12 protein-coding genes are annotated in these 15199 nt (G+C 55.8%); 4 read left to right on the plus strand and 8 right to left on the minus strand.

The features are described 5' to 3' along the window. The first annotated feature begins 92 nt into the window (after positions 1-92). Both M989_RS10990 and M989_RS10995 read left to right on the plus strand, forming a co-directional pair. Positions 93-959 (plus strand): aldo/keto reductase family oxidoreductase, encoded by an 867-nt coding sequence (locus M989_RS10990; protein ID WP_064545166.1) that lies wholly within the window; start codon positions 93-95, stop codon positions 957-959. An 11-nt stretch (positions 960-970) separates the two neighbouring features. Beyond that, a complete protein-coding gene (locus M989_RS10995; protein ID WP_064545168.1) occupies positions 971-1378 on the plus strand; it encodes a GFA family protein in 408 nt (135 codons plus the stop codon). 71 nt (positions 1379-1449) lie between these two features. On the opposite strand, the gene azoR is transcribed toward M989_RS10995, so the two are convergent. Next, positions 1450-2052: an FMN-dependent NADH-azoreductase gene (azoR, locus tag M989_RS11000; protein ID WP_064545170.1), complete on the minus strand. Its 603-nt coding sequence runs from the start codon at positions 2050-2052 to the stop codon at positions 1450-1452. A 200-nt stretch (positions 2053-2252) separates the two neighbouring features. Between azoR and hrpA the strand changes: the two genes are divergently transcribed. Both hrpA and M989_RS11010 read left to right on the plus strand, forming a co-directional pair. Then, a complete protein-coding gene (gene hrpA / locus M989_RS11005) occupies positions 2253-6155 on the plus strand; it encodes an ATP-dependent RNA helicase HrpA (RefSeq protein ID WP_064545172.1) in 3903 nt (1300 codons plus the stop codon). 141 nt (positions 6156-6296) lie between these two features. Further along, a complete protein-coding gene (locus tag M989_RS11010; RefSeq protein ID WP_064545174.1) occupies positions 6297-6791 on the plus strand; it encodes a DUF805 domain-containing protein in 495 nt (164 codons plus the stop codon). Between the two features lie 148 nt (positions 6792-6939). On the opposite strand, the gene pbp4b is transcribed toward M989_RS11010, so the two are convergent. The 7 genes from pbp4b to M989_RS11045 form a co-directional block, all read right to left on the minus strand. Further along, a complete protein-coding gene (gene pbp4b, locus M989_RS11015; RefSeq protein ID WP_064545176.1) occupies positions 6940-8247 on the minus strand; it encodes a penicillin binding protein PBP4B in 1308 nt (435 codons plus the stop codon). Positions 8248-8351: 104 nt separating this feature from the next. Then, a complete protein-coding gene (locus M989_RS11020) occupies positions 8352-9011 on the minus strand; it encodes an O-methyltransferase (protein ID WP_064545178.1) in 660 nt (219 codons plus the stop codon). A gap of 21 nt (positions 9012-9032) precedes the next feature. Further along, positions 9033-10409, minus strand: a complete 1377-nt coding sequence (locus tag M989_RS11025; protein WP_064545180.1) for an efflux transporter outer membrane subunit — start codon at positions 10407-10409, stop codon at positions 9033-9035. Further along, complete coding sequence (locus M989_RS11030; protein ID WP_064545182.1) at positions 10406-11491, minus strand: HlyD family secretion protein; 1086 nt, start codon at positions 11489-11491, stop codon at positions 10406-10408. Before M989_RS11030 ends, M989_RS11025 begins: the two co-directional genes overlap by 4 nt. A gap of 24 nt (positions 11492-11515) precedes the next feature. Continuing rightward, positions 11516-13168, minus strand: coding sequence for an MFS transporter (locus M989_RS11035; protein ID WP_064545184.1), 1653 nt, complete (start codon positions 13166-13168; stop codon positions 11516-11518). Then, on the minus strand, positions 13168-13599 hold the full coding sequence (locus M989_RS11040; RefSeq protein WP_064545186.1) for a MarR family winged helix-turn-helix transcriptional regulator: 432 nt from the start codon (positions 13597-13599) through the stop codon (positions 13168-13170). Before M989_RS11040 ends, M989_RS11035 begins: the two co-directional genes overlap by 1 nt. A gap of 148 nt (positions 13600-13747) precedes the next feature. After that, entirely contained in the window at positions 13748-15070 is a 1323-nt protein-coding gene (locus tag M989_RS11045) for an MFS transporter (protein ID WP_064545188.1), read from the minus strand. Positions 15071-15199: the final 129 nt, after the last annotated feature.

Raw genomic sequence — 15199 nt, forward strand, 5'->3', positions numbered from 1 at the left:
ATTTGCCGCTTAATGCCCGGTATTCTTCTTGAGCGTCTTTGCGCGATGGTTAAGAATAGAATGACACTTCGCGATGCTACAGGCAGGACGTTATGACACAGTACGGTACGTTTTCCCTTGGTTCTCAATTTGTTAATCGCCTCGGTTACGGGGCGATGCAGCTGGCTGGCCCCGGCGTTTTCGGCCCGCCGAAAGACCGACATGCGGCCATTTCCGTGCTGCGTGAAGCCCTCGAACTGGGGGTTAATCATATCGACACCAGTGATTTCTATGGCCCGCACGTGACTAACCAGATCATTTGTGAAGCGCTGCATCCGTACGCGGATGACCTGACGATCGTCACCAAAATTGGCGCGCGTCGCGGCGACGACGCCTCCTGGCTACCGGCATTTTCCCCCGAAGAACTCAAGCAAGCGGTCCATGATAACCTGCGCAACCTCAGGCTGGACGTGCTGGATGTAGTCAATATGCGCGTGATGATTGGCGATGGACATGCACCGTGCGAAGGCAGCATTGAGGCCAGCGTCAACGTGCTGGCTGAGCTACAGCAGCAGGGGCTGGTGAAGCATATTGGCCTGAGTAACGTCACGCCGACGCAGGTGGCGCAGGCGCGGCAGATTGCGCCGATTGTCTGTGTGCAGAATGAATACAATATTGCCCATCGCGCTGATGATGCGTTGATTGATGCACTGGCGCGTGACGGTATCGCCTACGTGCCATTCTTCCCGCTCGGCGGTTTTTCTCCGCTGCAATCTTCCACGCTCATTGAGGTGGCGCGCGCGCTCGGCGCCACGCCGATGCAGGTTGCGCTGGCCTGGCTGCTGCACCGTTCGCCGAATATTCTGCTGATCCCCGGCACCTCGTCGGTGGCGCATTTGCGGGAAAATATGGCGGCTGCGGAGTTGACCTTGTCCCCTGAGACGCTGGCGACGCTTGACGGTATTGCCGCGAAAGGCTGACGGGAGGTTCAATGACTGACAAACTTTCCGCCCAGTGCCACTGTGGCGCGGTGGCGTTTACCGTTGAATTGAGCGATGGCTTCAACACCGCGCGTCGCTGTAACTGCTCATACTGCCGGATGCGTGGGGCGGTTGCCGTTTCTGCGCCGCTGGCGGGAATCGAAATCCTACGTGGGAAGGATAAACTCACGGAGTATCGCTTTAATACCGGTGAGGCGGCGCACTTTTTCTGCTCGGTGTGCGGCATTTATACCTTCCATCAGCGGCGCTCGAATCCGCAGCAGTATGGCGTGAATGTGGCCTGTATTGAGGGGGTATCACCGTTTGATTTTGCCTGTGTGGAAGTTCATGACGGCGTTCACCACCCGAAAGATGGCGGCGGCGGTATTGCAGGCTACCTGCGTTATGAGAAAAAGTAACCGGAACGCGGTGTCGTGAAGGCGAAAAAAAGCCCTGTATTTACGCAGGGCTTTTGACTGTCAGATGGCGATTACGCCACGAGGCTGTCGATTGCAGCTTTCGCTTCAGCAGTCGCTTTGGTCGCCATTTCCGGGCCATAAGCGATGCCTTCAGCGAAGACGACGTTCACGTCGGTGATGCCGATGAAGCCCAGGAACACGTTCAGGTACGGGGTGATCAGGTCGGTCGGGGTATCTTTATGGATGCCGCCGCGGCTGGTCAGGATGATAGCGCGTTTGCCGGTCACCAGGCCTTCCGGGCCTTTTTCGGTGTAGCGGAAGGTGACGCCAGCGCGGGCAATCAGGTCGAAATAGTTTTTCAGTTGAGTCGGGATGTTGAAGTTGTACATCGGCGCGGCGATAACAATCACATCGTGGGCTTTCAGCTCGGCAATCAGTTCGTCAGAAAGATTCAGCGCTTCCTGCTGGCGCGGGGTCAGCGGGGAATCGCTCGGACGCAGCGCGCCGACCAGTTCACCATCCAGCACCGGAATCGGGTTGGCGGCCAGGTCACGTACGGTGATTTCATCAGCGGAGTGCTTTTCACGCCACTGTTCAACAAAATAGTCGGACAGCTGACCAGATTGAGAGTATCCTGCCAGGATGCTGGATTTCAGAACTAATACTTTGCTCATTACGTGATTCCTTATATTTGATTGACGGGCTGCGCCCTGTTGCTTAGTGACACTCTATTCACAATCCTGCCACAGGGATAGCGCAATATATCGAATTCTATATTCAGTTTTTTTGAACAAAGCTCAGAATGCACGAATGTGGTATCATAGAGCGATACTTGATAAGCGTTTTTCCAGGCACCGTACTGCCCAATAAGACTATGACAGAACAACAAAAAATAACCTTCGCTATGCTGAGTCAGCGCCTTGATGCGCTAACGTTGCGGGATAAACAGCGGTTTGCCCGTCGACTGCACGGCGTTAAGAAAGTTAAAAATCCTGATGCTCAACAGGCCATTTACCAGGAGATGGCGCAGGAAATTGAACAGGCAGCCGGTAAGGTCGTGCTGCGTGAAGCGTCACGCCCGGTCATTGACTACCCGGAAAATCTGCCCGTTAGCCAGAAAAAACAGGATATCCTCAACGCGATCCGCGATAACCAGGTGGTGATCGTCGCTGGTGAGACCGGTTCGGGTAAAACCACTCAGCTACCCAAAATCTGTATGGAGTTGGGGCGCGGCATTAAAGGTCTGATTGGCCATACTCAGCCGCGTCGTCTGGCGGCGCGAACCGTCGCCAACCGTATTGCTGAAGAGCTGAAAACCGAACCGGGCGGCTGCATTGGTTACAAAGTGCGATTCAGCGATCACGTCAGCGATAACACCATGGTCAAATTGATGACCGACGGTATTCTGCTGGCGGAAATTCAGCAGGACCGCCTGCTGATGCAGTACGACACTATTATCATCGATGAAGCGCACGAGCGCAGTCTGAACATCGACTTCCTGCTGGGCTACCTGAAAGAACTGCTGCCGCGTCGCCCTGACCTGAAAGTGATCATCACCTCGGCAACCATCGATCCTGAACGCTTCTCCCGGCACTTTAATAACGCGCCAATTATCGAAGTTTCTGGCCGCACTTATCCGGTCGAGGTGCGCTATCGCCCGATCGTAGAAGAGGCGGACGATACCGAACGTGACCAACTGCAGGCGATTTTCGACGCCGTGGATGAACTGGGGCAGGAGAGCCCGGGTGATATTCTGATCTTTATGAGCGGTGAGCGTGAAATCCGCGATACCGCCGATGCGCTGAGCAAACGAGAGCTGCGTCATACCGAAATTCTGCCGCTGTACGCCCGTTTGTCGAACAGCGAACAGAACCGCGTCTTCCAGCCGCATAGCGGGCGACGTATTGTGCTGGCCACCAACGTGGCGGAAACCTCGCTCACCGTGCCGGGCATTAAATACGTGATAGACCCCGGTACCGCGCGTATCAGCCGCTATAGCTACCGTACGAAAGTACAACGACTGCCGATTGAGCCGGTGTCGCAGGCTTCCGCCAACCAGCGTAAAGGCCGCTGTGGGCGTGTCTCTGAGGGGATCTGTATTCGTCTCTATTCAGAGGACGACTTCCTGTCCCGCCCGGAGTTTACCGACCCGGAGATTCTGCGTACCAACCTGGCGTCCGTTATTTTGCAGATGACCGCGTTGGGCCTGGGCGATATCGCAGCGTTCCCGTTTGTTGAAGCGCCGGATAAACGCAATATTCAGGACGGCGTGCGTCTGCTGGAAGAGCTGAGCGCGATCACCACCGACGAGCAGCAAACCGCTTATAAGTTGACGCCGTTAGGCCGCCAGTTAAGCCAGCTGCCGGTCGATCCGCGTCTGGCGCGGATGGTGCTGGAAGCGCAGAAACACGGCTGCGTGCGCGAGGCGATGATCATCACCTCGGCGTTGTCCATTCAGGATCCGCGCGAGCGCCCGATGGACAAACAGCAGGCGTCCGATGAAAAACATCGCCGCTTCCACGATAAAGAGTCTGATTTTCTGGCGTTCGTGAATCTGTGGAACTACCTCGGCGAGCAGCAGAAAGCGCTGTCGTCCAACCAGTTCCGCCGCCAGTGCAAACTGGATTTCCTCAACTATCTGCGCGTGCGCGAGTGGCAGGATATCTACACCCAGCTGCGTCAGGTGGTGAAAGAACTGGGCATTCCGGTCAACAGCGAGCCGGCGGCGTATCGTGAAATTCACGTCGCGTTGTTAACCGGCTTACTGTCGCACATTGGCATGAAAGACGCGGATAAACAGGAATTTACCGGCGCGCGTAACGCCCGTTTCTCCATCTTCCCTGGCTCAGGCTTATTTAAGAAGCCGCCAAAATGGACGATGGTTGCCGAGTTGGTGGAAACCAGCCGTCTGTGGGGGCGTATTGCCGCACGTATTGACCCGGAATGGGTGGAGCCGGTCGCCCAGCATTTAATGAAACGCTCGTACAGCGAGCCGCACTGGGAGCGGGCGCTGGGGGCGGTGATGGCGACCGAAAAGGTCACCGTCTACGGCCTGCCGATCGTTGCCGCACGTAAGGTCAACTACAGCCAGATTGACCCGGCGCTGTGCCGCGAGCTGTTTATACGTCACGCGCTGGTGGAAGGCGACTGGCAAACCCGTCACGCCTTCTTCCGCGATAACCTGAAGCTGCGTAGCGAAATTGAAGAGCTGGAACATAAGTCGCGCCGTCGCGACATTCTGGTCGATGATGAGACGATGTTTGAATTCTACGACCAGCGTATCAGCCATGAAGTGATTTCCGCACGCCACTTTGACAAGTGGTGGAAACAGGCCAGCCGCGAGACGCCGGATCTGCTCAACTTTGAGAAGAGCATGCTGATCAAAGAAGGTGCGGAGCAGGTCAGCAAGCTGGACTACCCGAACTTCTGGCATCAGGGCAACCTTAAGCTGCGTCTGAGCTACCAGTTTGAACCCGGGGCAGATGCCGACGGGGTGACGGTGCATATTCCGCTGCCGTTGTTAAATCAGGTGGAAGAGGCCGGGTTTGAGTGGCAGATCCCAGGGCTGCGCCGCGAGCTGATTATCGCGCTGATTAAATCGTTGCCGAAGCCGATTCGCCGCAACTTTGTGCCCGCGCCAAATTATGCCGAAGCGTTTTTAGGCCGCGTCACGCCGCTGCAGTTACCGCTGCTTGATTCGCTGGAGCGTGAGCTGCGTCGGATGACCGGCGTCACCGTCGACCGCGAGGCCTGGCAGTGGGATCAGGTACCCGATCACCTGAAAATCACTTTCCGCGTGGTGGACGATAAAAACAAGAAACTTCAGGAAGGCCGCTCCTTGCAGGCGCTGAAGGACGGACTGAAGGGCAAAGTGCAGGAAACCCTCTCGGCGGTGGCTGACGATGGTATCGAGCAGAATGGCCTGCATATCTGGAGCTTTGGCGATCTGCCGGACCGCTACGAGCAGAAGCGCGGCAACTATAAGGTGAAAGCCTGGCCCGCGTTGGTGGATGAGCGCGACAGCGTAGCTATCAAGCTGTTTGATAACGAGCTGGAACAGCAGCAGGCGATGTGGCGCGGTCTGCGCCGTTTACTGTTGCTGAACATCCCATCGCCGATCAAGTATCTGCACGAGAAGTTGCCGAACAAAGCCAAGCTGGGGCTGTATTTTAACCCTTACGGCAAAGTGCTGGATTTGATTGATGACTGCATCTCCTGCGGTGTAGATAAGCTGATCGACGAGGCCGGTGGCCCGGTGTGGACCGAAGCGGGCTTTAACGCGCTGCATGAGAAAGTGCGCGCCGACCTTAACGAGACGGTGGTCGAGATTGCTAAACAGGTTGAGCAAATCCTCACGGCGGTATTTAACGTCAACAAACGTCTGAAAGGCCGCGTGGACATGAGCATGGCGCTGGGGCTGTCGGATATTAAGGCGCAGATGAACGGTCTGGTCTATCGCGGTTTCGTCACCGGCAACGGCTTCCGTCGTTTAGGCGATACGCTGCGTTACCTGCAGGCAATTGAAAAACGTCTGGAGAAGATGGCCGTCGACCCGCATCGCGACCGTGCGCAGATGCTGAAGGTAGAGAGCATTCAACAGGCATGGCAACAGTGGCTGAACAAGCTGCCGCCGTCACGTCGTGAGGATGACGATGTGAAGGAGATCCGCTGGATGATTGAAGAGCTGCGCGTCAGCTTCTTCGCGCAGCAGTTGGGTACACCGTATCCGATTTCGGATAAGCGTATTTTGCAGGCAATGGATCAGATCGTCGCCTGATGTCTGTGAAAAGAAGCCCGATGAATAAAAATATCGGGCTTCTTTATTTATTCTGAAAATACGGCGCTATCCTTTTAATATTTTTCCCAATGAGTCATAGTTCTCTTTTTACAACGACTATAATTCAGGGATGTTACACTGATGGATAACCATATTAGTGATTGTTATTGGCGCACATGGAAAAAGACATTTGTATACCAGGGCGAAGCAACACGAAGCGAATTTTGGTCGTTTATTTTAATTAATTTATGTCTGGTTGCCTTTATTGCTCTGGTGAGCTATTTCGTCGTCGTTGTCATTCCTGCCGACAGAACCAGCCGGGGCGGCCTAATGTTCGCCTGGAACATTCTTTTTTTTATCCCGTTACGCAAATATTCTGCACTGATTTTAATTTTACCGCTCGTCTCTTTGGGTATCAGGAGAATGCATGATATTGGTAAGAATGGATGGTGGTTTGGTCTGCCGGTATTGTTTGGATTAGTCATTATTCCATGGTTTACTCAGATAATGTTACACCATCAAATCAGCTCGCTCGTTTTCCACGCACTGTATTATGCTAATAAGGTGATTAATCCGCTACTGCTCCTGTTTGTTTTTTGGCTGTGTATACAGCGAACGCGGCAAATTGAGCCGTAACCCGGATGAGGTGTTTAGCTTACCCGCAACGCCCGGTAAAGATGGAACGATACACCTTCATTGCACTGTGTTGAAAACAGGGGGAGTGAATAGGTAGGCCGCCTGGAGCGGCCATGGCTGGCGGTTCCGACTTATCTCGCTAAACAAGCTATGAACCGTGGGTTAATGCCCCGTAAATCTGATCGACAATCCAGCCGTAGGTTGCTATCGGTAGCTGTCCGCTGATGAACTGATTGGGGTTCGACTTCGGGTTGACCACCGGCGAGTGTGGGCGATTGCCGAGGATGACTATCGCCATCTGGTTAACCGGGTCGATCGCCGTCAGCGTACCGGTCCATCCGGTATGGCCGTAGACCTGCTGGTTGCTCAAGCTGCCGAAAGTAGTGGTCATCGACGAATTGCCGTTTACCCGCCAGCCGAGGCCGAAGGTGGCATCCTCTTTTGAACTGCGGGTGAAATCGCCCACCGTTTTGGCATCGAACAGCTTTACCTTACCGTAGCCGCCGCCGTTGAGCATCACCTGCATCAACACCGCCATATCATGGGTATTCGAAAATAATCCGGCGTGGCCGGAGACGCCGCCCATCGCATACCAGGCCTTTTCATCATGCACTTGCCCCCAGATTGTCTGAGTGCGGATATGCGGAAAATGGATAACGCCATCACGGGTGTTGCCGTTGCGTTCTGTGGCCGCTATCTGGCTACGGCTGAAGCCTTTTTGCAACGGATTGAACACCGTATGGGTTAACCCTAATGGACGGTAGATTGTCTGCTCAACGTAGCTGTCCAGCGGCATACCCGTCACCGATTCGATAATAAAACCGAGAATCATATAATCAACGTCGCTATAGACATGCTTTGTGCCGGGCACGTACTGCAACGGCGTGCGCTTAATCATCTCAAGCGTAGTGGCTTTATCCTGGGAGTAGAGCTTTCCGGCAACCTGTGGGTTAGGGTATTGCGGGTCGGCGGGGAAGCCCGCGGTGTGGTGCAGAATATCGCTGATGCGCAGCGTATCCTTACCTTTTATTTTATCGTCAGGGCGATCGGCAAAGCCGGGCAGGTAGGTGGCAACGCGCTCATCCACGCGGATTTTGCCTTCATAAACCAGCTTTTGCAGCGCAAAGTTGGTGGCGTACATTTTGGTATTAGACGCGAGGTCGTACAGCGTGTCGGTCGTTGCCTGAAGCGGTGAGGACATTAACGTGGAACCGTCGTACTTTTTCGCCTCGCCAAACGCTTTTTGATAAACAATATGGTTGTCTTTAACGATCAGCAGATTGAGGCTGGGATAACCCTGCTTGATTTGATCCTGAATCCAGCTATCCAGCTTATCAAGCCGGGCGCGATCAAAACCAACCGACTCCGGCGTGGCCGGGGTTAAAACGGGGTAATCGGCGGCAAAGCTGCTGGCGGAAAAGGCCAGCAGTGAAACCAGCAAAAAACGTCGTGTCATTATACGTCCCTCATCATCGTTTGCCCGATGGTGCAACTCGCGACGCGCAAATACCAGTGCGAATCAGGAGGAATGCAGGAGGGATCGCATTGTCCGTCACCGCGTTACGCGTTCACCCACGCCAGCGTAAAGCCATCCCAGCCTTTGATACCCACGGTTTGTAGTGCCGTCGCCGTCAGGCGCGGGTCGTTACGCATCATCTCAATAAACCGGCGGACGCCCTGTACGCGTTCATCATCGCTGTCAGGATGGGTGACTTCGCCGTCGCGTACCACGTTATCACCGATAATCAGCGTACCGGGCCGTGAGTATTTCAGCGCCCATTGCAGGTAGTAGGGGTTATTCGGTTTATCAGCATCGATGAAAATCAGGTCGAACGGCGCGGCGTCTTCCAGCGTCGCCAGTGTATCCAGCGCCGGGCCTTCGCGTAGCGTAATGCGATCCTCCAGACCCGCCAGCGCGATATTTTCCCGCGCCACCCGCGCATGCAACGGATCGGCCTCCAGAGTGATTAAACGCCCGCCAGGCGGCAGCTCGCGAGCCATCCAGATGGTGCTGTAAGCCCCAAGCGTGCCAATCTCAAGAATGGATTTCGCCCCCACCATACGGACAAACAGCGCCAGCATCTGCCCCTGATTAGCGGCGACATCATGCGCGGGGAGCCCTGCACGGTGATTGTTTTCCAGCACCTGCGCCAACACGGCATCGGTGGGGACTAAATTTTCGATCAGATAATTATCAACCTCAGACCACTGCTTTTGCATTGTGACACCCTTAAGGTTTTGTCAGCCTGACACTGAAGACCAGCCGCCTCCGAGCGACCGGTAAAGATCGATTTGCGCCAGCAGCAGGTTGTTTTTTACCTGCACCTCGCTTAATTGCGTTGAAAACAGCGTGCGCTGGGCATCCAGCACATCAAGATACGACGAGTAACCGTTGCGATAGCGGTTCTGCGCAATGCGCAGCGTTTCCTGAGCTACGTTTTCTTGCCCCTGGAGCTCTGCCAACTGCTCGCCGTAGCGAGTGATAGCGTCAAGACTATCATTCACCTCTTTAAAGGCGTTACGCACCGTTTTCTCATAGCCGTACAGCGCCTGATTGCGTTGAGCCATCGACACGTCAACCTGCGCATTCAATGCCTGACGGTTCAACAGCGGCGCCAGAATACTGCCGCCAAGGCTCCACAAACGTAGCGGGTTATCGAGCAGGTCGGGCAGGGTGCGATCCTGGAGGGTGCCGGTGGCGGTCAGGTTGATGGACGGCAGCAGCTGCGCTTTCGACGATGCCAGTGTGGCATCGGCCGCCAGCAGTTGACGCTGTGCCTGCACGATATCCGGTCGACGCTCCAGAAGCGTCGACGGTAGCTGAGAAGGCAAGGTCAGCGGCGTGAGCTGCGCAAACTCATGGCGAGCGACAGCGCCGGGATTATTGCCCAGCAACACGCTCAGCGCATTTTCCTGCTGGGCAATCTGATGGCGTAATACCGGAACCTGAGCGCGCGTTGCCCGCAGCTCTGAATCCGCCTGCATGAGCTCGAGCCGCGAGGTATAGCCGGTTTCGAATTGACGTTTTGCCAGATGCCAGGCATCTTCGCGCGATTTCAGCGTTTGTTCGGTGACGCGCAGCTGCTCGTCGAGTGAAAGCAGAGTGACATAGCCGGAGGCGACGGCGGTCGCTACCGTCAGGTCAGCGGCGGCTGCGGCGGCTTTTTGCGCCTCCAGACTGGCCTGTGCGGCATTGGCCGCGCTGCGGTTTGCGCCCCAGAGATCGACATCGTAGCTTGCCGTCAGCCCACCTTTATAGACGGTGCTGTGAATCGGCAGGCCTGTGGCGGCAGACTGTGCGCGAGCGCGGCTTCCGCTCAGGCTGGCATCCAGTGAGGGAAACAGGCTGCTGTCGGCGGCGTAAGCGCGGGCCTGATATTCGTTGACCCGTTCGCGGGCGATCAGCACGTCGCTGTTATGGCGCAGCGCCTGGTCGACGTACTGATTCAGCGCACTGTCGTGGAAGTTACGCCACCAGACGCCTTCCACCTCGCTGGTCGGGCCGATATCGGCGCGCCAGGCGGCAGGAATTGCCAGCGTAGGTTCTGCCTGCTGGACATCCGCCGACTGGCAGCCCACCAGGGCGATCGCGAAAGCAAGAGCCAGAGGACGGATCATTTTTCCGCCTCCGTGCGCGTATCAATGGTCACCTGGACCGACATCCCTGGACGCAGGCGTTCAAGGTTTTTTTGCCCGTCGTCAACAGCGATACGTACCGGAATACGTTGAGCGATTTTGACGAAATTACCGGTGGCGTTGTCCGGCGAAATGGCGCTGAACTCGACGCCAGTGGCGGGCGAGATACTTTGTACGGTACCGCGGAATTTCTCGCTGTTCAGGGCGTCAACGCTAAACGTCGCTGGCTGGCCGACGCGGATGTTTGCCAACTGCGTTTCTTTCAGATTAGCAATGACCCAGTGCTGCGGGGGAACCAGCGGCGTCAGGTGCGTGCCCGCGGTGACGTATGCGCCTAAACGCACGGCAATCTGCCCGAGCTGTCCATCGGTGGGGGCGATAATGCGCGTGTTTTGCAGGTCAATTTCCGCCAGTTCCAGCGCCGCTTTGGCGTTGGCAACGTCCGCTTCCAGCGAGTCGCGGTTAACGATGGTGGACTGCAGATCCTGACGCGACATCTCCAGCGTGGCTTTCGCTTGTTCAATATCGGCTGCGCCTTGCGCGGCGCTGGCGCGAGCGGAATCGCGCTCGCGCACTGACAGCGAGCCATCGGCGGTGAGCTCCTGGACGCGTTTTAAATCTGCCTGTGATTTTAGATTTTGCGCGCGCGCGTTTTGTAGCGCGGCTTCATTACGGACGATCACCGCTTCGGCGCTTTTTCGCTGCTGAAGATTGTTTTTTAGCGCCGCCTCTTTCATGGCCAACTGAGCCTGCGCCTGATGGACGCGCTGTTTATAGATGCGATCGTCAATCTGAAACAGCACCTGACTTTTTTTCACCTGGTTAAAATCCTGCACGTTAACGCCGGTGACATAACCGCTGACCTGCGGGCTGATAAAGGTGGTCAGGCCGCGTACATAGGCGTTATCGGTAAACTGGCTATGGCGGGTGAAGGGCGGCAGCTGCCAGGCATACAGCACAACCAGTACGCCAACCAGGCCGATAGCGGCGGCGGTAAAAATGGACACCACGCGGATGTTGTTTCGGGTGTTGGCCTGTTGCTGGGCCGCATCCTGCTGACTCATGACGACTCCGGATCTCTCTTGTTGTTACTTGCTGCCCGTCGCGCGTTTCAGCGCAATATGAGCAGTGATTTTCAGTCTGCATAATCGCCAGAACACCCACAGCAGCGTCGCGGCGGAAATCGCGGCCGTCAGCATATAGGTGTCATTGTAGGCGAGGATATTGGCCTCCAGCGTCGAGACGGTTTGTAAGACGCTGCTGGCCTGAACGTTGAGCAGCGCGCTATCGCCAATCTGGCTTTGGTACTGCTGAGCATACTGCTGCAAACGTTCATTAATCAGTGGGTTGAGGGTGGTAATCTGGTCGGCAAGCTGGCTGGAGTGGAATTTTTCACGCCAGGTCTGAAAGGTGCCAAGAATAGCGGAACCCAACAGTCCGCCAACGTTCTGGCTCATGCCAAACAGCACCGAGAAGCTCACCAGATTGCGCTGGTCGGCCACCACGCCGCCGATGCCCGCCAGCATTGCCGGCGCGAGGAAAAAGGCGCTGCCGAACCCCAGCAGGAACTGGCTGAACATCAGCTGGTCCGGGCGCGTCAGGCTGTTGGATTGACTGTCGAGCAAGGAGGCAATCATGATAAGCGTCAGCGCCGTGGCGGTGGGCCAGTACAGACGGCGCGGGTTTAGCGTCAGACAGCTGGCGATAATGCCGCATACGATGCCGGCGAAAATCAACCAGGCCAGATCGGTCATCTGCTCATTTTGCAGGCCGACATACTGCAGCCAGCCGATCACGCCGGTGTTTTGTTCGGCCAGAACAATACGAATTAACACCATAATCAACCCTAAGCGCAGAATACTGCCGCTGGAAAGCCAGCGGGTGTTCAGCAGCGGGTTGCGACGGTTATGTTCAAACGTGATGGCGGTGACAATCAGCACGATCGCGGCGGCTAACGACCAGCCAATCCACGGGGCTTCGAACCACCAGTCGAGGCGGCCCAGCGAAAGTACGGCACAGATCAGCGCCATGCCCGGCGCCAGCAACATGAAGGTGATAAAGTCCTTCTTCTCAAAAACTTTCTTGCGATCGCTTGGCGGCAATTTCAGCGCGATCACGCAGGCCAGCGAAATCAACGCCAGCCCCAGCTCGAAGAAATAGAGACCGCGCCATTCGTCAATTTGCAGGAGCTCGGTGGAAAACAGGCGGGCGAGAGGAATAGCCAGCGACGACCCGGTAATGCCGATGGTCAGCGCTTTCAGGCGATGCTTCGCCGGCCAGGCCTGGACCTGATAGTAAATACCAAGTGAACTGAGCGCCGCCGCCACCATGCCGTGGGCAGCGCGAACCATCAACGCGGAGCTGAGATCGTTGACGAACAGGTGAAAGAAAGTCACCAGCACGTACAGCACCAGGAAACCTTCGGTAAACGCGCGCAGGCCATACTGTTGGCGGAACTTCACCAGCAGCAGGTTAATTGAGACGTTGGTCATCACGTATACCGCAGGCAGCCAGGCAATCTCCGTCGACCAGGCGGCGAAGGATCCTTGTAAATTCTGCAGGTTAGCGGTGACCACCGCGTTGCCAAGCGCGCCGGTCAGGCAAACCAACAGCCCAACAATGCCGTAGGCGATGCGCTTTGGCGTGCTGTGGATTGGCGTTGATGGCGAGCCGAGGATGGCCGGTTTTTCGTGCGGCTCCCAGTCGTGGGGGGCGTAAGGATCGCGACGGGGCGGAGCCATTATTTCTTCTCCACTTCACGTAGCAGCTTCATCAGCACCGCGTAGGTCTGTTCCTGCTCTTCTGGCGTGATGACGGTCATGATCTCTTCGCGCAACGCGTCGGCGACGTCTTTCACCTGATGATACAGCGCGATACCTTTCTCCGTCGCTACCAGCAGGCGTTTGCGCTTATCACGCTCGGTGATAACGCGTTCGACCAGGCCGAGACTGACCAACCGATTGATCAACGGCACCACGGTCGCGTTTTCTACTCCCAGTTCCTGCGCCAGTTCGGTTTGTGACAGGGGGCGTTCGTTGCGCGCAATGCTGGCGACCGCCACCCACGTAGCCTGGCTCATGCCCAGCCCTTTCAGACGGCGGTCAACGGCAAGCCGCCAGTGGTGGGCGGTCAGGTAGAGAAGGTGGGAGAAATTCAGCTGGCGGTTATCCATGGCGTTTTATTCATAATCATTAGAGCTCTAATGATTTTAAGTTCGCCCTGAACCATAATTCAAGAGAATGTGAAAAATAATTGTTATTGGATGGTGACTGTTAATGGATAACCCGGCCAGGCGCGGTGGCTCTGGCCGGGCTTCAGATTTAGATCCGGCTGGCCTGTGCGTTAACCGAGGACGCATGGCGCTTGCTGCGGCTGGCGAAGAAAATGGCCGTCAGCGAGATAGCCACCGTGGCAGCCAGATACCAGGCAACCGGTATCCAGTCACCGTTGTATTTTGCCAGCAGACCGGTGGCGATCAGCGGGGCGGTACCGCCAGCCAGCGCGGCACCAATCTGATAGCCGAGCGTAATACCGGTATAGCGGACGTTGGCGCTGAAAATCTCCGAACACAGCGTCCCCAGCACGGCGGTAATCGGTGACCAAAGGATCCCGAAGGTGATAACGGTCGCCAGGATAATGCCCCAGGTGGTGCCGGTGTTGAGCAGCATAAACCACGGCACGATGAAGAGCCCCAGCAGCACGACGCTGATGGCGTACATGCGCTGACGGCCAATTTTGTCAGACAACAGCCCCATCAGCGGGATCATCACCGTCGACACCAGCGCCCCGAGCGTCACCGCTTCCAGCACCTGTGATTTTTGATAGGTCAGGGTGGTGGTGGCGTAGCTGACCACAAAGGTCGAGAAAATGTAGAACGGTGCGGTTTCCACGACCTTCAGCCCGGCAGCGATAATCACTTCACGCCAGTGATGGGTCAGCGTTTCACGCAGCGGCGCTTTTGCCACTTTGCCAGACGCTTTCACCTTTTTGAATTCCGGGGTTTCGTCGATATCTTTACGGATCCACAGGCCAATCAATACCAGTACGGCGCTCATCAGGAATGGGATACGCCAGCCCCAGGAGAGGAACTGCTCTTCGCTAAACATCGTCATCAGTGAGACAATGAAGGTTGCCATCAGCATGCCGATAGTCACGCCCGCCTGCGGGATACTGCCGAAAAAGCCTTTGCGTTTTTCCGGCGCGTATTCATAGGCCAGCAGCAGCGCGCCGCCCCATTCTCCGCCGATACCCATACCCTGGATGATACGCATCAGAATCAACAGAATGGGGGCCCAGATACCGATCTGGTCATAGGTCGGCAGCAAACCGATCATGACGGTTGCACTTCCCATTAGCGACAGTGTCAACACCAGCGTTTTTTTACGTCCGATACGGTCACCAATGTGGGCAAAAATGACGCCGCCAATCGGGCGAATGAAGAAGGTCAGCGAGAAAGAAAGATAGGAGAGAATCAGGCCAATAACCGGATCAACCATCGGGAAAAATATCTTGTTGAACACCAATGCAGCAGCTGTACCGTAAAGAAAATAATCAAACCATTCAATGGAACTGCCCGTCAGGCTAGCAATCAGAACCCTTTTATTCTTTTTCAGGATCGTGGTGCTGCTTTCTTGTATTGTCATGAAGAATAACTCCCGCCACATTGGGTTAAAATCAGGTGCTACCTTTTTTGTAAAGGGGTGCAACCTGGATTGTGAAAAAGGTTGTGTGTTTGTTAAGAAAATTAGATAGAAGTGTTATCTTTGGCAAGC

Origin of the sequence: Kluyvera georgiana ATCC 51603, assembly GCF_001654985.1 — a bacterium.
Lineage (GTDB): Bacteria > Pseudomonadota > Gammaproteobacteria > Enterobacterales > Enterobacteriaceae > Kluyvera > Kluyvera georgiana.

Coding starts and splice junctions, on each gene's coding strand:
- M989_RS10990 (WP_064545166.1), top strand. CDS start 93: ATGACACAGTACGGTACGTTTTCCCTTGGTTCTCAATTTGTTAATCGC.
- M989_RS10995 (WP_064545168.1), top strand. CDS start 971: ATGACTGACAAACTTTCCGCCCAGTGCCACTGTGGCGCGGTGGCGTTT.
- azoR (WP_064545170.1), bottom strand. CDS start 2,052: ATGAGCAAAGTATTAGTTCTGAAATCCAGCATCCTGGCAGGATACTCT.
- hrpA (WP_064545172.1), top strand. CDS start 2,253: ATGACAGAACAACAAAAAATAACCTTCGCTATGCTGAGTCAGCGCCTT.
- M989_RS11010 (WP_064545174.1), top strand. CDS start 6,297: ATGGATAACCATATTAGTGATTGTTATTGGCGCACATGGAAAAAGACA.
- pbp4b (WP_064545176.1), bottom strand. CDS start 8,247: ATGACACGACGTTTTTTGCTGGTTTCACTGCTGGCCTTTTCCGCCAGC.
- M989_RS11020 (WP_064545178.1), bottom strand. CDS start 9,011: ATGCAAAAGCAGTGGTCTGAGGTTGATAATTATCTGATCGAAAATTTA.
- M989_RS11025 (WP_064545180.1), bottom strand. CDS start 10,409: ATGATCCGTCCTCTGGCTCTTGCTTTCGCGATCGCCCTGGTGGGCTGC.
- M989_RS11030 (WP_064545182.1), bottom strand. CDS start 11,491: ATGAGTCAGCAGGATGCGGCCCAGCAACAGGCCAACACCCGAAACAAC.
- M989_RS11035 (WP_064545184.1), bottom strand. CDS start 13,168: ATGGCTCCGCCCCGTCGCGATCCTTACGCCCCCCACGACTGGGAGCCG.
- M989_RS11040 (WP_064545186.1), bottom strand. CDS start 13,599: ATGGATAACCGCCAGCTGAATTTCTCCCACCTTCTCTACCTGACCGCC.
- M989_RS11045 (WP_064545188.1), bottom strand. CDS start 15,070: ATGACAATACAAGAAAGCAGCACCACGATCCTGAAAAAGAATAAAAGG.